Genomic DNA, 17,112 nt, shown 5'->3' on the forward strand with positions numbered 1-17,112 from the left:
GGATCCTCAGCGCATGAACAGGCCGCCATTCACGTCCCAGGTGGCACCGGTCGTGAATCCCGCGGCGGGAGAGGCAAGCTGCACGGCCATCGCCGCGACAAAGGCCGGATCGCCCAGGCTGCCCGCCGGAATGCCCGCGACCAGCGCGTCGAGCCCGTCCGCCGGCACCAGGGCGCGGACCGAGGGCAGGTCGAGCGGCCCCGGCGCGATCGCGTTGACCGTGATCCCGAAGGGCGCGAGATCGCGCGCGAACACTTTGGTCAGCGTGATGATCCCGCCCTTCGACGCGGCATAATGCGCGCCGGTGGCGGTGCCGCCATTCTGCCCGGCCAGTGAGGCGATATTGACGATCCGGCCATGGTTGCGGTCGCGGAAATACCGGCCGAAGACCTGGCTGCCGATAAAGGTGCCGCGCAGATTGACCGCGATCACCGCATCGAATTCCTCCGGGCTGATCTCCAGCACCGGCCGCGCGACCGTCATCACCGCATTGTTGACCAGGATCTCCGCCGATCCCCATGCGGCGACCATCGCCGCCAGCGCAGCTTCGAAGCTCGCCTGCTCGCGCACGTCGAGCCGCAGCGCCATCGCGCCGTCGCCGAGTTCGCCGGCCAGCGCCGAGGCGGCGTCCATGTCGATGTCGCCGATCGCGACCTTGTGGCCGGCGGCGTGCAGCGCGCGGACGATCGCGGCGCCCAGCCCCTGCGCCCCGCCGGTGACGAGCGCCGCGCTCACAGCAGATAACCGATGCCGAACTGGGCATCGTCCGAATTGACGAGCTGGACGATCTTGCGATCGAGCGCGATGCCCTGCGGCGTCACGTTGAGCCGATAAGTGACGTCCGCCGCGAGCAGGCGCGTGCGATCATATTTATACTCGACGATATGCATCGCGCAGCGCAGCTTCACCCGTTCGGGCGCGGTCTTGAGCATGACGAAGCGGGAGACGGTGCGCACCGTCCGCGCAGGCGGTGCCGACGACATCGAGAAACCCGACAGCAGGCGTTTCGCACGGGCCTCGCGCATTTCGGCATTGTCATGGACGATGTTGAGCGCCGCCGCATAATCCTCCGCGTCGCGCTCGATCGGCACGATATACTCGCCCTCGGCCGTCCATAGCTTCAGCCATTCGCGATAATCGAGCCGGTCGAGCATATCGGCTTCGCGCCAGATGAACTCCTGCGCCTCCGCCATCGAAATGCCGGCTATCGCCATGTCGACGCTCATGCCGTCATCATCCTTTTCCACATCTGATAGGCGGCACGCATGCCGGTTTCGGCGCTGACGTCGCCGGCTTCATGGCCGGGTTCGGGCCGCCCCTCCGGCGCATCGACGCCACGGTTGAGCATCACCCAAAGCGCGTCCCCGGCGGCGGCGCCACGCTGGACACGCTCCCAGCCCTCGGCGTCGTCGGGCGTGCCGAAGCCCATCGGCCCCTGGAAATGCTCGTGCAGCCGCAACCGCGCCCGGTTGCCCGCTTCCGGGCCACCATCCATGCCGATCGCGATATGCTGGATCTCGGTCTCGTTCACCGCCACCGGGCGCAGCACGCGGAAGAACGCCATCGAACAGGCGACATTGGGGAACAGGTTCAGGTTGAAACCGCTGCCGCCGACAGCGCGGACGATGCGGCGCACCTGATCACCGTCATGCCCTTCGGCCACCAGCTCCGCCGCCAGCGCCGCGAAGCGATCGGGGATCGGCGCGTCGAGATTCTCCTCCAGATCGATCAGATCGGGGATCATCACCATCACGCTATGGCCATTGCCCAGATCCTCCACCCAGCCGCCCTGGCCGAGCACGTCCATCAGATTCTCGGTGTCCTCGTCGAGCGAGGACAGGAAGGTCTTGTGGACGATCGGGAAATGATAGGCGTCGGTGGTGTTCTCGAGCTGGATCTTCCAGTTGCCGGGAAAGCGGAAGCGATGTTCGCCCAGCGTCTTCACGCCGAAGCCCGCGCCCTGCTTCATGAACAGGTCGATCCATTTGCGCGCGGGGCCGAGCCATTCGGCAAGCGGCATGATCGCGTCGTCGAACGTCGCGAAGATCATGCCGTTATAGCGTTCGGTGCGCAGCGCGATCAGCGAATACTCGCTCTTGTCGATGGGCTCGCGATAGCCATCGAGGAACGGCACCTTGCGTAAGCCGCCATCCACATCATAGCTCCAGCCATGATAGGGGCAGACGAAGACGCTGGCCTTGCCCTTCTTCTTTTCGCAGACGCTCGCGGCGCGGTGGCGGCAGCGGTTGAGCAGGACATGGACCGCGCCCGCCTTGTCGCGCGTCACGATCACGGGCTGGCGGCCGACATGGGCGGTCTTGAATGTATTGGGGCCGGGCAGTTCGCTGTCATGCCCCACCCAGATCCAGGCCTGTTTGAAGATCCGCTCCATCTCCTCGTCGAAGATCGCGGGATCGCGATAGAGCATGGTGTGGACGCGATCGTCGCGCACCAGCGCGGCATAGTCTTCGATCATTGCTGGCCTCCATGTTGCGCAGCGGGAACGGGAATGGTCTCGGCGTCGCTCCAGTGATCGACGCGGCGGGAAAAGATGTTCTCGGTCCGGAAATCGGCGATGCGCCAGCACCCGTCCTCGCGCGCGAACCCCACGGTCAGCGCGGCGCTGCGCAGATCGGCGCTGTCGTCATGATAGGTCGAGCATTGCAGCATCATCCAGCGGCCGGTCGCGCTGTTTCCCTCGCCCCCGACCTCGATCGCCTCGGCCGAGAAGAAATGGCCGGTCATCCGGAAGTGCGGCATCGGCGCGCAATAGCCCGCGATCATCTCCACGATCGCGGCACGCCCGCGATAGCCGCCGAACGCCGCCTGATAGCGCCCCTTGCCCTGCCACACCGCATCACGCGTGAAGAGTTCGCCCAGTGCCGCCAGGTCGGTCTCGGGGCCCAGCCGGTCGCAGATCCGGAAATACTGCGCCATCACCCGGCGCACCACGCTTTCCGCCTCGAGCGTGTCGAGACGGGCGGACAGGCGGGCAAGGTCGTCGGTCTGGCTCATGCCGGTTCGGGCATCGCCAGTTCGCGTCCCATCCGGGCCTCGACGCGGATATATTTCCACAGCCGGTGCTCGCCCACCTCGATGGTGCGGAACAGGTTGCACGCCGCGACCACGGTCTCGCGATCGACGACATCGGCCAGGATGTAGAAGGTCCAGGGCCAGCCGGTCGGCGACGTGCCGACCATCGTCTCGTCATCGTCCATCGTGCCGATCACGGTGACGCCGGGCATCTCGCGGATCGTCTTGGTCAGCAGGCCCGCGGCCTGCAGCACCATCGGGATCTGCACGCTCGGCAGGTCGAAAAAGGGCTGGAGCACGGCGCCGCAGAACAGGGTGCGAATGGGCTTGGTCATGCGAAGATCCTTTCGGCGATCAGGGAAAACCCGGCGGTGAATCGAGACCCAGCAGCACGCGGCCGGCGCTCTGCCAGGTGCCTTCGGACAGGAAGGCATGCTGCACGACCACCATCGCATCCTGCACATGGCGCGCGATCGGATGGTCGGCATAGATGCCGGTCGTGCCCGACAGGGTGAAGGCGGTATGCGCCACGTCCGAACCCACCCGCGCGGCGTGGCTGGCGGCCAGGCGGATCAGGTTGATGTCCTCGATCGCCAGCACCTCACCGGCGACGAGCTTCGTCCAGGCGCTCCCGGTCGCGTCGTAGAAGAATGCGCGCGCGGATCGCAGCGCCGCCTCCGCCTTGGCGATCTCGATCTGGACATAGGCGCGATCGGCCAGCACCGGTGCGCCGGTGATCGAGCCGCGCCCGCCCGCCATCCGCGTGATCTCATCCAGCGCGGTGCGCGCCACGCCCAGCCCGACCACTGCCAGCACCTGCGCCGCGAACGCCATCGAGGGATAACGATAGAGCGGACTGGTGAGCGTCGCCGCGCTGCCGCGCACGAAGGTCCAGCACTCCGGCACCACGACATTTTCGACGACCAGATCGTGGCTGCCGGTGCCCGCCAGCCCGATCACGTCCCAATTGGGCGCGATCGTCACGCTCTTCGCGGGCATCACCGCCATGCGCGGCAGGCCGGACGCCGCCCCGCCCTCCACCTTGATGCCGACACCGATCAGGTCCGCGCCCGTCGATCCGCTGCCGAACTTCCACTTGCCTGAAACCTTCAGCCCACCATCGACCGGAGTCGCGGCCTGTGGCGGGAACAGCCCGCCCGCGAACACCACATCGGGGCCGTCGGCATAGATTTCGGCGATCGTCTCGCACGGCAGCGCCGCCAGATAGAGCGCCGACACGCCGAAGCTGGCGACCCAGCCCGCCGATCCGTCGGCAGTCGATATCGTCTCGATCAGCTTCAGGAACTCCGCGGGCGACTTCTCATCGCCCCCGAACTCCTTCGCGACCAGCGCGCGATAGACGCCCGCCGCCTTGAATTTCTCGACGATATCGGACGGCATCTGCCGCGCCGCGCCGAACTGCGCGCGACGCGCGATCAGTTCGTCGAGCAGGCCGTTGAGCGCGTCGCTCATTCTTCCTCTCCTCCTGGGATTTCGAGCCAGCGCGCCACCGCGCACAGTGCCGCGTCGCTGCCGCGCCGGCCGACGATCTGGATGCCCGCGGGCAAACCGTTCGCGGCGATGACTGGCACGCTGAGCGCGGGATGGCCCGAAAGATTGAAGGGCCGGACGAAACGCGTCAGCCCGCCGATCGCCGCGCGCGCATCGGCCGCCTCGACAAGCGTCGGCGGGAAAACCGGCATTGTCGGCAGTATCAGCGCATCGACATGATCGAGCGCCGCATCGACCTCGATGGTGAAGGCGCGGCGCACCGCTTCGGCCTCCGCAAGCTGGTCCGCCGTGATCCGGCCCGCCGCCTGCAATCGGTCGCGAATGTCCGGGCCCAGCCTGTCCGATCCGGCATAGGAACCGAATGCGGCGAAGGTCTCCGCCGCGATGATGGTGAGCCCGGCATCGAACGCCGCCGCCATGCCCGGCAGCGCCATCGGCACCATCGTGCACCCGGACATCGCCAATCGGCCATCGACGGCGCGCTTGATCGCCGTATCCGCGTCGACAGTCACCCAGCCCAGCCGGGGCGGCGCATCCAGCGCGTCCACATGGAAATCGGGATCGAGCATCGCCATCGCCCGCTCGATCGTCGCCAGATCGCGCGCGAACGGACCGACACAGTCGAGCGAGCTCTTGGCGGGCGCCACGCCGCGCCGGCTGATCCGTCCGAAGCTCGGCTTGAAACCATAGACCCCGCAACAGGCGGCCGGCACGCGGATCGAACCGCCGGTATCGGTGCCGAGCGAGACGTCGCACAGCCCCGCCGCGACCGCCGCCGCCGAGCCGCTGGAGGAGCCGCCGGGGATGCGGTCGGGCCAGCGCGGATTGAGCGGCGTGCCCGTCCAGCCATTGATGCCGGTCACGCCATAAGCAAGCTCATGCATGTTCGCCTTGCCGGTGATCCGGCATCCGGCATCGAGCAGCGCGCGGACGACATCGGCATGGTCGCGCGCCGGCGGCGCGTCGGCGAACAGCCGGCTGCCGCTCCGCGTCGCGACGCCGGCAATATCGATCGAGTCCTTTACGACGACGCGCAGCGCATCCGCGCCGGGCACGGGCGCCCCATCCAGCATGAGGGGCTGGACCAGGATCGCATCGGTCGGGGCGCCATCTTTTCCCATGGCCACCTTTTATCCGGCGGCAGGGCGGATGACCTGATCATTCAATTCATGGTGGCCATTAGCTTCATTGCGGGAGAGCGCCGGCGAGGGTCAGGCGTAATACGCGATCTCGAAGATGCTGACGCATCCTCGATCGGTTCGCTCAAGCGCCGCGCGGGCTGATACCAAGGCTCGATGAGGCAAGCTCATCAAGACTTGGTATAAGCCACCCAGCCGCGAAACGAAAAGCCGGCATAGAACAAGCCGATGTTCGAGAAACCGGCGTCACGCAGCACCGCTTCGTCCTGCTCGGGGGTCAGGATATGCGTCCGCGCATCGATCGCCGCGCGGCCGCCCGCCGCCTTGTCGGGGTCGAGGCCGGAGGCGACGGCAAAGGCGGCATATCGCGACAGCCAGAGCGCACGCTCGCCATCCCCCTGCGGAAAGCTGAGATGGGCGATGACGAACGGCGCGCCGGGCTTCAGCCGGCGGCGGACCTCGATCGCGACGCGCCGCCGCTCCTCGATCGGCATGAAATGCATGGTCAACAGACAGGTCGCCGCATCGAACGGCCCGTCCGGCGCGGCATCGATATAGCCGCGATGCAGACATGCGCGCGATGCGAGCGGCCCCAGCATCCGTTCGGCCAGCGACAGCATCTCGGCCGACGGATCGACGCCGTCGAACCGCCAGCCGGGCTGCGCCGACGCGAACGCCTTCAGCTCCAGTCCGCCGCCTGCCCCGAGGACCAGAATCCGGCCATCGCCGGGCGCACGCTCGGCCAGCAACAGCGTCGTCATGCGCTGCATGCTGTCATAGCCGGGCACGAGCCGCGGCGGCCCTTCGACATAATGGGCCACCGCCTGGGGATCGGAAAATGCATCCATCGGCTCGCTCACATTTTCTGGCCATCGGAAATCATGTAATTTTCTATGTTACATGAAATCGCGAATGTCAAAGCATGTGGCACCGGCCGCCGCCATTGGGTGCGTCAGCCCTCGAAATTGAAGCTGAACGCAACGCCGATCGTCAGCGGCCGAAGACGCGAGGCAAAGGCTTCCTCGAGTCCCGGCGCGAGCATCGTGACGCTGCGCGCGCTCGTCGCCCCCTTCTCGTTCGTCAGATTCTCGCCGAACAGCGCGACGCTCCATGTCGTCGCCTCGATCGCCAGGCGTGCGTCGAGGCGCGTGATCGGATCGCCGGGGCGCGATCCGGTCTGCGACGGACTGAACCGTCGCGAACTATGCTGGACGCCGATCCGCCCCGTCGCCGTCAGCGCCGCCGAGATCGGACGTTGATAATCGACCGAACCGTTGAGCGTCAGTCGCGGAACCTCGTCGACCCGCGTGCCCCGGACGATGTCGGTGCCCGGTATCTCCGCGACATGGGCCGCATTGTTCCAGGATCCGCTCGCGGCCAAAGTCAGCCCCGCCGCCGGGCGCAGCGATGCACTGAACTCGACGCCGGTGGTCCGCGTGCCTTTGGAATTTATGAGCCCGTTCAGGCCGGTATCGCCGAGCAGCCGACGCACCGTGACATTCTTCCAGCGCGACCGATAGATCGCACCTTCGACCATCATCAGCCCGTCGAGAAGATCGGCCTTGGCGCCAAGCTCGTAGCTCCACAATGAATCCTGGCTCAGATTGTCGGGCAGGGCGATGCCGAGCGCATCGCCGATCATGCGCGCCGTCAGCGACTGCTTCATGCCCGAACGGAAGCCCTTGGCGACCGTGGCATAGACCGTCATGTTGCGATCGGGCCGCCAGGCAAGGCCGAAACGCGGATTGAAGCTTTCATAGCTCTTGCCGCCGGCCGGCGACACCAGGCCGTTATTCTCCTCGCGACCGTCCAGCCGATCATGGAAATAGCGCAGGCCGGCGGTGAGATCGAACCTTCCGGCAAGCGTCAACGTCCCCTCTCCGAACACCGCATTGGTCTTCGACGTCGCCTTGTCCTTCGAATCGATCGCCAGCGGCGGATAGAGGATGGTGTCCGCCCGGCTTGCGTCGCGATGATAATAGCCGCCGGTCCATTTGAACGGCCCCGCGCCCGTCGATGCCATCCGCAATTCGTGCGCGTTCACCGCGATGGCCGAGCTGGTCTCGATCTCGCCGCCGAGAAAGGCGCTCGACAAATCGATATCGAGCCTGTTGCGCGAAAAGGAATAGAAAAGCTCGACCCCGTCGAAAGCATAGCGCGCCGTCGCACCGACAAGTTCGTAGCGCATGCCGTTGTCGGGGCGGACCGAGAGCGGCAGCGTGCCGTCGTCCATGGCGAGGTTGCCACTGTCGAAAGTGCCGTCATACAGCCAATAGCTGACATTGAGCGAAAGCCGGTCGACGGGATCGATACGCAGCTTGGCGCGAAACGTGTCGATCCGCTGGTCGTTGACGTTGCGGCGATCGGTGAAGGGATCGTCGGTCCAGCCGCCGATCTTCTCATGCGTGCCGGCCAGCCTCAGCGCGATCCGGTCCGCCAGGATTGGGACGTTCACCGCGCCCTTGGCGCCATAGTCGCCCTTGCCCCCGCGCGTGCCAGAGCCGGTGACCATCCCTTTCGCTTCCCATCCGTTCAACGCCGGATTGTGCGTCAGGATACGGATCGTCCCGCCCATTGATCCTTCGCCGAACAGCGTTCCCTGCGGGCCGCGCAGCACTTCGATCCGGTCGAGATCCCAGGCCCGGACGTCGGGCGCGAGCGGGACATTGACCCCGGTGAAGGGAAGTTCGTCGAGATAATAGCCATTCTCGTTGGACCCGAGCGTGGTCGAGATGCCGCGCACCGCGATCTGCGCATTGCCGTTCCCGCCATCGACGATCGCGACGCCGGGTGCCTCCTGCAATATGTCGGCGAGATTGCGCACGCCGCGTTTCTCGAGCTTGGAACCGCGGACCGCCGTCAATGCGATCGGCACCTCGATCAGGCGCTCCTCACGCTTGCGCGCGGTAACCACGATATCCTCACCCTCAGGCTCGGCGACCTCCGCATGCAGTGGCCCGCCACGAGGCGCCTCGCGAATGGTGATGATGCCGGTGGCGGCATTGGCCCCGGCCATGAGCCCCGTCCCGGCGAGCAGGCGACGCAGCGCTTCATCGACCGTATAGCGCCCGCGAACCGCGTTGGTCCTCTTGGATTGGACGGCCTTTCCGCCGGCGACGATCTGAACCCCCGCCTGTTTGGCGAAGATCGGGATGCCGCGTGCCGCGGGTTGCGCCTGAACGTCGAAGCTCCTGACCTGGCCATGGGCCGGCATCGCCACGACCGCCGCGGCGACCCCGATCGTGCCCATCATCATCCGTGCATGGAATCCCGAACTGCCCCGCATTGCTTTCCCCTCCCCTTGGTCGGGAGCATGCTTTGCGCTCCCGTTGATGGATAGATGGCCGGGCGGACGATTTCCGATGACGCCCCGCAAAAAAGCGGGCGGCGCCGACGTAAAAATCACATTGGTCCGCGATGAACCGGCAGACCGCGGTCGAGCTCGATTGACCCACCTGGTGTCATCCCCGCGAAAGCGGGGATCATCCAGGAAGACCAGCCTGCAATCCCATTACCGAGACAGGATCCGAGCACGACGCAACATCTCCGCGCCTCCGCGTGAACCATTCCAGTTCGGCAGACGGCTTGAGCCAACAGGCTCACGCGGAGGCGCAGAGACGCGGAGGATCGCTAACTTTCAGGCAATCGGCCTCTTCAGCTCCGTTCCTTTCGCATCTTCGCGCCTTCGCGTGAAACCAGTCAGCCTGACGTGATCGCCGAAACCGAAGGACTCACGCGAAGACGCGGAGGTGCGAAGATGTTCCGATCCGGATGGCCCGATCCCTAGCCAACCACCTCGACGACATTGTCGTTGGAATTGCGATCGATCCGTTTGTTGTACGGATCCGCGCCCGCGAAACCCGGTCGCCGATCGGTCACGAAGCGCAATATCTGCCGCCCCGAACGCAAGATGCGCCGCTCGAAGTGGACAAGCTTGTCGCGTCCGAAGCCGAGACTGTCCGGCGCCGCGCTGAACAGGCCGATGTCGAATGGCTCGGCGAGCGGCGCCTCCCGTTCCACACCCTGCCCGTTGGCGTAGAGCTTTCGCGCCTCGATCGTGACCGCCACATCGTAGCGGCCATCGCGCCGGCGCTTTGCCACCGCGCCCAGTGTCTGCACGTCATACAACGTGATCCTCTCGAACAGATCGGTGATCAGCGCCTGCTGCTCGGGCGCGGCCTCCGCGCGCAGCGCCGCGATCAGATCGCGCGAGATCGGATAGGGTGCGGCCTTGAAGGCATAGCGCGCGATCACTCGGCGCAGCGCACGGTTGACCGCAGCCTCGCCCATCTGGTCGCGCAGCAGATACATGACGAGCGCACCCTTGTTGTAATGGACATAGCCCTGATTCTCGGTGCGCATCAGCGGCAGCTCGTCGGATACGTCCTTGCCGCGCTTCCCCAGATATTGGTCGAGCTCGTATTTCAGGAACTTGCGGATCTGATCCGGTCCATGGAGTTTCTCCATCACCATCATCGCCGAATATTGGGCGAGCGTTTCCGATAGGCTCGTCGCGCCCTGGACATTGGCGCCGATCACCTGGTGCGCCCACCATTGATGCCCGAGCTCATGCGCGGTGACGAAGGTGATGTAATCGATTTTGGAGGTATCGCGCAGATCGGTGATGAAGCCGATGCTTTCGGAATAGGGCATCGTCCCGGCAAAGGCCTGTGCGAACTGCTCATAGGCGGGGAATTCGATGATCCGCGCCTGGCGATACTGATACGGGCTGAAATTCGCCTGGAAATAATCGAGCCCCACCCCCAGCGCCTGGGTCATCCTGCCGACATTCCATGCGTGCGCGGGGTGGTGATAGATTTCGAGCGCGACTCCCTTGTGATCTTGCTTGTGCAGCACATAGCGCGCCGACTGGATCGAGAAGAAATAATGGATGGGTGCGTCGGACACGAACCGCGCGGTGCGGCGACCGTCATGGATGGTGTCCGAGACGCGGGACCCCGGCGCGATCGGGGTCTGGTCCGCGGCGGTGGTCACGGTAATGTCCGAATTGACGCGGTCGACGCCGACATAGTTCCAGCGACGGCCATCGACGTCGTCGAGCGCATTGGGGCGCAGTTCGGACGGCAGGTCGTATTTGCGGCGTTTGGCGCGATCGGCAAGCAGCCCGAAGCGCGACATGCCGATCATCGGCGCGAACATCATATTGTCGACGAACGTGCCATTGGCCGCGATCCGCGTGATATTGTCGCTGTTCCTGAATCCGTCCTGCCCGAGCGTCGCGTGGAAGGACAGGGAACGACGCTCGCCCGGTGCAAGCGGACGATCGAAACGAAAGATCTGATAGTTCAGATGCGCATAGGCGGTCTCGAGCCGCGCGCCTTCGATTTTCAACGCCGCGATCCGGGCCTCGCGATTCCAATTGAGATGGATGTGCGACAGCGGTGCCTGCGTCCTGTTTTCGAAGACATAGCGACCGCGCGTCTCGATCCGGGTTCTTGCGGGATCGATCACCACGTCGAGCTTCACGTCGGTCAGCGTCGGCTGCGGCAAACGCTCGTAGCGAAGCAGCATCTTTTCCCGTTCGGCGGCGAAGCGATCGCCCTCGAGGCTGTTGCGATAATCGTTGCGGATATTGGTGTTGAGGAAGATGACGCCGCCGAGCCCCGCGAAGGAGAGCGCCGCGACAAGGCCGATGCCGCCCGCGGGACCGCGCGACAGCCTTTGCCACAGGCCCGTCAGCCTGGGCTTCAATCGGGTCTCGCTGCCACGGCGCCACAAGGCGTGCGCCAGCAGCAGCAACAGCACCGAAAAGGCGACCCAATAGGCGCGGAACCACCAGGCGGCGGTGCCGGCGATCCCGACCCCGTTCATGTCGGACAACGGCACATCGGGCGATTTGCCGAAGAGATAGAGATTGTGATCGAAGCCGAGCTGACCGGAAATCATCGTCAGCGCCATGTAGAGGACCATGAGCCCCCAGCCCGCATATTTGTTGGGCGCGACGATCTGGAACGCGACCGCGAGGATCGCGAGCAGCGTCCAGTCGATCGCTTCGGGCAGCACGTACCAGCCGAGATATTTGCCGATCTCATATTCGGGAAAGCCGCTTGCGGTCTGAAACGCCATGCCGGCGAGCGCGCTGATCAGCAGCATCGCGATCATCGCGAGCGAAAGCGCGAACGCCTTGGGAAGCAACAACACCCAATCGGGTGCGGGCGTTGCATCGACGATCTCGTGCATCCGCCGCTCACGCTCGCGCCAGACAAGTTCGCCCGCATAATAGATGGCGACGATCACGGGGACGATGCTGAAGGATTGGCGGAGCGTTTCGATGATATGGCGCGTCACCGGATAGATCGTCGCACCGTACAGGTCCGCCGTGAGCCAGAGCACCGCCAGCGCGTTGAACAGCCCGAGCGCCAGCAGCACGGCAAAGGCCGGGCCGCGAAACACTTGGGCAAGATCGAAGCGCGTCCGCGCCAGCAATTGCGCGCGCGCCGTGGCCGCATTCAGTGCGGGTTTCGGCAGCGGCGTGCGGATCACGCGCGGCGCGGTGTCCCGCGCCGCGGCGCCTTCGCGCTTGCCCGGCGCCTTGCCCTTGCCCTCGGGGCGGAACAGCGCGAAGGCGAGACCGAGCATCGCGACGCCGACCCCGCCCCACAGCAGCCGGTTCCACAGCAGAACACCCTCGAACGCAGGGGTCAGGCTGTTGCGCTCGGCGCCGGTCCAATATTTGGTGACCAGCGCATAGGCCGAAACGCCGAAGGGTTCGACGATCGCGGCGACGGTTTCGAGCCCGGGCCGTTTGAGCAATGCTTCGGTGACGACATAGGCGATGAGCAGCCCGACGACGCACATATAGGTCCACATCATTGAACGCGTGATCGTCGCCACCGCGAAGAACAATGTCGCGCTCAGCCACAGGCCGGGCAGCGCGAGCGCGAAATAGGCGAAAAGATAGGCGCCGGGGCGCGTGGCGCCCAATGTCTCGGGATCGATCCACGGCATGGCCGATCCGATGAGCTCGCCCAGCGGCACCGCGAGAAAGGCCAGCGCGGCCGCGGCGAAGGCGCCCGTGAAGCGTCCGAACACATAGTCGCGCTTGCGGATCCGCGTCGCCCGGATGATCGGCGCGAAGCCGCTATCGTCGTCGCGCACGATCGCGTTGGCGACGAAAGCGGTGGTCACGAACATGAAGAACAGGCTCATGATCAGCTGCGTCTGCGCGATCGCATAGGGCGCATTCTTGTGGACATTGCCGCCCGCGCCGATGTTGAACTGATCGACCGTGACGGTCGCGAATGCGAAAAGGAAAAAGGCCAGGGTCGCCACCCAGAAGACGGGTTGGCGCATCTGGTAGCGAAGCTCGAAACGGGCGATGTCGGCGAACATGGGCGGCGTCCTCAGGCGGCGTCGCGGCGCATGGCCGACAGCGTCGAGAAATAGACATCTTCAAGCCCGCCATCGGCGACTTCGAAGCCGAGATTGGGCCTGTCGTCGGCAAGCACGTGGATGACGGTGCGTCCGGCGAAGAGGCGCGTGCTGATGATCTCGTGCGCGGCGCGGTGCGCATCGAGCTCGGCGCGATCGATCGTCTTGCGCCAGATGCGGCCGCGCATCGCCGTCATCAATTCCGCGGGCGCGCCCTCCAGCAGGATGCGCCCGCTCGCCAGCACCGCCATGCGCGGACACAGGTCGGCGACGTCGCCGACGATATGCGTCGACAGGATGACGACGACATTCTCGCCCACTTCGGCGAGCAGGTTGAGGAAACGGTTGCTCTCTTCCGGGTCGAGCCCCGCGGTCGGTTCGTCGACGATGATCAGCCCAGGGTCGCCGATCAGCGCCTGGGCGATGCCGAAACGCTGGCGCATGCCCCCCGAAAAGCCCGCGACCGCCTTGCGCCGCACGCTCCACAGATTGACCTTGTCGAGCAGCGTCTCGACGGTGTCGCGGCGTTCGCCCGCATTGGCGATCCCCTTGAGCACCGCCATATGGTCGAGCAGCTCATAGGCGGAGACGCGCGGATAGACGCCAAAATCCTGCGGCAGGAAACCGAGCGTCGCGCGCAGCCTTTCGGGCTCGGCAAGTATGTCGATATCGCCGAAACGGACCCGGCCCGTGCTCGGCGCCTGCAATGTCGCGACCGTGCGCATCAATGTCGACTTGCCCGCGCCATTGGGCCCGAGCAGCCCGAACAGCCCCTTCGCGATTTCCAGATTCACATCGTCAAGCGCGCGTGTTCCGTTGGGATAGACGTGCGAAAGCTGCTCGATCACCAGCATGGACTGAAATTCCTCCCCAAATCATCCGCGAGCCTGCTTGTGCTCCGGCGTTGAAGGATAGGATGATCGGGGCGGCGATTTCCGACGGTGCCCGACGAAATTCAGCTTTGGTCGGGCACCAGCCTCAGTGCGCCATCGGCGATTTCGAGCCTGGCACCGATCAGCGGTGCGATCGTCCGCGCGAAATTTTCGGGCTGGTTGGTCCGGAAATAACCGACGATCGGCTCGCGCTCGAGCCTGGCATCGTCGATGACGATCTTGCGCTGATTGTAGCGATTGAGCTCGGACACCGCATAGGCAAGCGTCTCGCCGCTCAGCGCCAGTTCGCCGTTCCGCCAGGCCAGGGCGCGCTCGACCGCGTCGGGCGATTGCGCCACATCGATCGCCGCGGCCGCTTCGGGCACGAAGGCCCGGGCGCCGACGCCGGCGCGAACCCGCTGCGCGGGCCTGCCCTCCGCCCAGATCTCGACCACGCCCTCGGTGACGAGGATATCGACGCCCGCCGCATGCCGCCGCACCGAAAAGGCGGTCCCGACGGCCCGGATGCGGGCACGCCCGGCATCGACCAGAAAGGGGCGGGTCCGGTCATGCGCGACCTGGAACCAGGCTTCGCCCTCGTCGAGACGGATCAGGCGCTGTCCCGCCTCCATCGACACGGCGATGCGGCTGGCGGTGTTGATCGTCGCCACCGAACCGTCGGCGAGCGGCATCCGGCGCACTTCGCCAAGCCCGGTCGCGACCGTTTCCGCACCGGCCGGCAGCAGCAGCAATGCGCCAAGGCCGGCCGCGGCGGCACCGGCAACCACCCCGCCGCCCAGGAAGAGACGGCGGCTGAATCGTACACCTTCGTCCTGATCGCCACTATCGGGCTCGCCAATGTCGGGCTCCAGGGCGTCGGTGCCTTCGCCGCCATCGCCCAGCGCCCGCGCGCGATCGAGATAAGCAAGCGCGGCTTCGGCGCGAAGCAGCGCACCCTCGCGCCGTTCGTCCGCGGCCAGCCAGGCCTCGAATTCCGACTGCTCGGCCGGCGACAACGGGCCGCCATCGCGGCGGATCGCCCAGCGTACGGCGCCGTCCTCATCCATTGCCGCGATCCTCCTGCGCATGCCCGCCCGCGGTTTCGCCCGATGGCCGCGGATCGTCCGCCACGTCCGACAATGCCTTCAGGATCAGCTTCAGCCCCCGCATCGATTGTTGTTCCACGATATGCTCCGGCACGTTGAGCCGCGCCGCGATCTCGCGCTGCGGCACGCCTTGCACCCGGCGCAATTCGAAGATCTCGCGGCAACGATCGGGCAGTGCCGCGATCAGGCCGCGCACGCGCTCCAGCTCGCGCCGGGCGCTCACCCTGCGCTCCGGTCCGGGATCGTCATCCTCGAGCCGCAGCGCATCCATCTCGCTCAGACTGTCGATGCGGACGATGCGTTCGCGGCGGATGCGCTGGAGCACCACCATCCGCGCGGTGGTGAAGAAATAGGCTCGGCCGCTGCGGATATGCGCCACGCTCTTGAGTCGCGCGATGTTCAGATAGGCGTCCTGCACGATATCGTCGATTTCGCTTTCGGAAACGGTCATCCGGCGCAGTCGGGCGCGCAGGTCCGCCTCATGGGGAATGATGTTGCTCCCCACCCAGGCGACAATCTGTGCCCTGCTCTGCGTCAAGCCGCCTCGACCCTCCCATCCTGTCCACTATAGGATGAGATGCACGGCGACGGAATTTCCGATGAAATCGTCCGGCGATCTTACCGGATAGACGGGTTCAGGCGACCCATTCCCGGCCGACGCGCTTCGTCGGTTCGATGCTCGAGACATTCTCCGTCAATTCCGCCTTCGCCGCATAAAGCGAGTGATCGGCGGTTTCAAACAGGGCCTGTGCCGTCGCGCCGTCGGCAGGCCATCTGGCAACACCGATGCTGGCGCCGACCCGGATGACGTGCGTTGCGATCTGATAGGGCGGCACGAGCACCGACAGCATATGATCGGCAACGACATGGGCGCCGATCGTCGATCCGGGCAGCAGGAAGATCGCGAATTCGTCGCCGCCCAGCCGCGCGACGATGCCGTTTTCGCCGCACGCCTTCTGCAGACGGGCGCCGACTTCGCACAACAGGCGGTCACCGACGGCGTGGCCATAACGATCGTTGACCGGCTTGAAACCGTTGAGGTCGAGCAAGGCGACGGTGAATCGGGTCTCGGGTTCGGCGCCGGCGATCTCGCGCGCCAGCCGCTCGTCGAGCGCGCGCCGGTTGGCGAGACCGGTCAGCGGATCGGTATTGGCAAGCTCACGCATCTGGCGCTGGAGCAGCAGCAGGTCGACCAGTTGGCCATGCTGCTGAAAGATCATGCGGAGCAGGAACGCGCTGGCGACGACCAGGCTCGTGCCCGCCGCCAGGTCCATGCGATTGCCCGTAAAGAGCAGCAGCAGCGATATCGGCAGCAGCCCGATCGCCAGATTGACGATCGTCGCCGCGCGGATCGTCGACAGGCAATAGACCGTCGCCAGCGATCCCATCGCCATGATCATCGGATAATAGATCCGCGTCTCCGCCGGCGCGCTCCACCAGCTCACCACGCACCAGGCGCTGCACAGCACGGCAAGCGAGCTCGACACCCAGGTCGCCGCCGAGATCATCCGCCCCGCCGTCGCCACATCGACCGCCATGTTGCGCTTCTTCATCCAGGCAAAGAAGCGCAGCAGACAGGCCGCACCCATCACGAACGGGATACCGAGCCGGACGATCGCGGGCGCGCCTTCGCTCGATCCGTAGATGGTGGTCGGGATCGTCAGGAACAGCGTCATATAGAGCAACGGGATCTGGCTCTGCAGCCGCGCCGCCCTGAGCAGCTTGAAGTCGTCCAGAATGGCGTCCGGAATCGGCGGAAAGGCCTTCATCCGGAGCGATTGGATCATTGTCTTCATGGTGATGCGGCTAGCAGCAAAAAATAAACCGGTGGTTAAGCATAGGCCATTGCTCGAAATTTTCGCCGGCACCTCATGCTTTACGCGCCCTTAATCATGTTCTCCCTATCTCTCCCGCCCGACAGAGCGATTTCCAGTCAGATGAGCCATCTGACGACTCGGAAATCGCGGCAAGACAATAGGCTGAAGCGATTTCCAGTCAGATGAGCCCATCTGACGACTCGGAAATCGCGGCAGGACAATAGGCCGGAGCGGGGGGGCG

The 17,112-nt window shown here is 65.5% G+C and carries 14 protein-coding genes; all 14 read right to left on the minus strand.

All coding sequences use genetic code 11. The annotated features are described in order from the left end of the window. Nucleotides 1-6 precede the first annotated feature (6 nt). The gene (locus AC3WN8_RS18265; RefSeq protein ID WP_492670896.1) at nt 7-735 is read right to left on the minus strand and encodes an SDR family NAD(P)-dependent oxidoreductase; all 729 of its coding nucleotides are present in this window, start codon (nt 733-735) and stop codon (nt 7-9) included. Continuing rightward, nucleotides 732-1,226: an aromatic-ring-hydroxylating dioxygenase subunit beta gene (locus tag AC3WN8_RS18270; protein ID WP_492670897.1), complete on the minus strand. Its 495-nt coding sequence runs from the start codon at nt 1,224-1,226 to the stop codon at nt 732-734. Before AC3WN8_RS18270 ends, AC3WN8_RS18265 begins: the two co-directional genes overlap by 4 nt. Further along, nucleotides 1,223-2,476: an aromatic ring-hydroxylating oxygenase subunit alpha gene (locus tag AC3WN8_RS18275; protein WP_492670898.1), complete on the minus strand. Its 1,254-nt coding sequence runs from the start codon at nt 2,474-2,476 to the stop codon at nt 1,223-1,225. Before AC3WN8_RS18275 ends, AC3WN8_RS18270 begins: the two co-directional genes overlap by 4 nt. Further along, complete coding sequence (locus tag AC3WN8_RS18280) at nt 2,473-3,015, minus strand: nuclear transport factor 2 family protein (protein ID WP_492670899.1); 543 nt, start codon at nt 3,013-3,015, stop codon at nt 2,473-2,475. Before AC3WN8_RS18280 ends, AC3WN8_RS18275 begins: the two co-directional genes overlap by 4 nt. Next, nucleotides 3,012-3,368 (minus strand): hypothetical protein, encoded by a 357-nt coding sequence (locus AC3WN8_RS18285; RefSeq protein ID WP_492670900.1) that lies wholly within the window; start codon nt 3,366-3,368, stop codon nt 3,012-3,014. The genes AC3WN8_RS18280 and AC3WN8_RS18285 overlap by 4 nt, the downstream gene beginning before the upstream one ends. A gap of 19 nt (nt 3,369-3,387) precedes the next feature. Continuing rightward, nucleotides 3,388-4,506, minus strand: coding sequence for an acyl-CoA dehydrogenase family protein (locus tag AC3WN8_RS18290; protein ID WP_492670901.1), 1,119 nt, complete (start codon nt 4,504-4,506; stop codon nt 3,388-3,390). Continuing rightward, nucleotides 4,503-5,666 carry an amidase gene (locus AC3WN8_RS18295; RefSeq protein WP_492670947.1) on the minus strand — a complete coding sequence of 388 codons (1,164 nt, stop codon included), beginning with the start codon at nt 5,664-5,666 and terminating at the stop codon, nt 4,503-4,505. The genes AC3WN8_RS18290 and AC3WN8_RS18295 overlap by 4 nt, the downstream gene beginning before the upstream one ends. A 188-nt stretch (nt 5,667-5,854) precedes the next feature. Further along, a complete protein-coding gene (locus AC3WN8_RS18300; protein ID WP_492670902.1) occupies nt 5,855-6,532 on the minus strand; it encodes a class I SAM-dependent methyltransferase in 678 nt (225 codons plus the stop codon). A gap of 104 nt (nt 6,533-6,636) precedes the next feature. Beyond that, a complete protein-coding gene (locus AC3WN8_RS18305) occupies nt 6,637-8,970 on the minus strand; it encodes a TonB-dependent receptor (protein WP_492670903.1) in 2,334 nt (777 codons plus the stop codon). 497 nt (nt 8,971-9,467) lie between these two features. Beyond that, nucleotides 9,468-13,037: an ABC transporter permease/M1 family aminopeptidase gene (locus tag AC3WN8_RS18310; protein WP_492670904.1), complete on the minus strand. Its 3,570-nt coding sequence runs from the start codon at nt 13,035-13,037 to the stop codon at nt 9,468-9,470. An 11-nt stretch (nt 13,038-13,048) separates the two neighbouring features. After that, nucleotides 13,049-13,930 carry an ABC transporter ATP-binding protein gene (locus AC3WN8_RS18315; RefSeq protein ID WP_492670905.1) on the minus strand — a complete coding sequence of 294 codons (882 nt, stop codon included), beginning with the start codon at nt 13,928-13,930 and terminating at the stop codon, nt 13,049-13,051. Between the two features lie 101 nt (nt 13,931-14,031). Continuing rightward, nucleotides 14,032-15,015, minus strand: a complete 984-nt coding sequence (locus AC3WN8_RS18320) for a FecR family protein (RefSeq protein ID WP_492670906.1) — start codon at nt 15,013-15,015, stop codon at nt 14,032-14,034. Next, nucleotides 15,008-15,592 (minus strand): RNA polymerase sigma factor, encoded by a 585-nt coding sequence (locus AC3WN8_RS18325; protein WP_492670907.1) that lies wholly within the window; start codon nt 15,590-15,592, stop codon nt 15,008-15,010. The genes AC3WN8_RS18320 and AC3WN8_RS18325 overlap by 8 nt, the downstream gene beginning before the upstream one ends. A gap of 97 nt (nt 15,593-15,689) precedes the next feature. Beyond that, nucleotides 15,690-16,850, minus strand: a complete 1,161-nt coding sequence (locus tag AC3WN8_RS18330; protein WP_492670908.1) for a diguanylate cyclase domain-containing protein — start codon at nt 16,848-16,850, stop codon at nt 15,690-15,692. Nucleotides 16,851-17,112 lie beyond the last annotated feature (262 nt).

Source organism: Sphingobium sp. FW305-3-2-15-F-TSA7 (genome assembly GCF_058787155.1).

What these genes read in the sequence shown, in the direction of transcription:
- AC3WN8_RS18315 (WP_492670905.1), bottom strand. Translation starts at nt 13,930, where the DNA reads ATGCTGGTGATCGAGCAGCTTTCGCACGTCTATCCCAACGGAACACGC.
- AC3WN8_RS18285 (WP_492670900.1), bottom strand. Translation starts at nt 3,368, where the DNA reads ATGACCAAGCCCATTCGCACCCTGTTCTGCGGCGCCGTGCTCCAGCCC.
- AC3WN8_RS18275 (WP_492670898.1), bottom strand. Translation starts at nt 2,476, where the DNA reads ATGATCGAAGACTATGCCGCGCTGGTGCGCGACGATCGCGTCCACACC.
- AC3WN8_RS18290 (WP_492670901.1), bottom strand. Translation starts at nt 4,506, where the DNA reads ATGAGCGACGCGCTCAACGGCCTGCTCGACGAACTGATCGCGCGTCGC.
- AC3WN8_RS18300 (WP_492670902.1), bottom strand. Translation starts at nt 6,532, where the DNA reads ATGGATGCATTTTCCGATCCCCAGGCGGTGGCCCATTATGTCGAAGGG.
- AC3WN8_RS18320 (WP_492670906.1), bottom strand. Translation starts at nt 15,015, where the DNA reads ATGGATGAGGACGGCGCCGTACGCTGGGCGATCCGCCGCGATGGCGGC.
- AC3WN8_RS18330 (WP_492670908.1), bottom strand. Translation starts at nt 16,850, where the DNA reads ATGAAGACAATGATCCAATCGCTCCGGATGAAGGCCTTTCCGCCGATT.
- AC3WN8_RS18280 (WP_492670899.1), bottom strand. Translation starts at nt 3,015, where the DNA reads ATGAGCCAGACCGACGACCTTGCCCGCCTGTCCGCCCGTCTCGACACG.
- AC3WN8_RS18270 (WP_492670897.1), bottom strand. Translation starts at nt 1,226, where the DNA reads ATGAGCGTCGACATGGCGATAGCCGGCATTTCGATGGCGGAGGCGCAG.
- AC3WN8_RS18295 (WP_492670947.1), bottom strand. Translation starts at nt 5,666, where the DNA reads ATGGGAAAAGATGGCGCCCCGACCGATGCGATCCTGGTCCAGCCCCTC.
- AC3WN8_RS18310 (WP_492670904.1), bottom strand. Translation starts at nt 13,037, where the DNA reads ATGTTCGCCGACATCGCCCGTTTCGAGCTTCGCTACCAGATGCGCCAA.
- AC3WN8_RS18305 (WP_492670903.1), bottom strand. Translation starts at nt 8,970, where the DNA reads ATGCGGGGCAGTTCGGGATTCCATGCACGGATGATGATGGGCACGATC.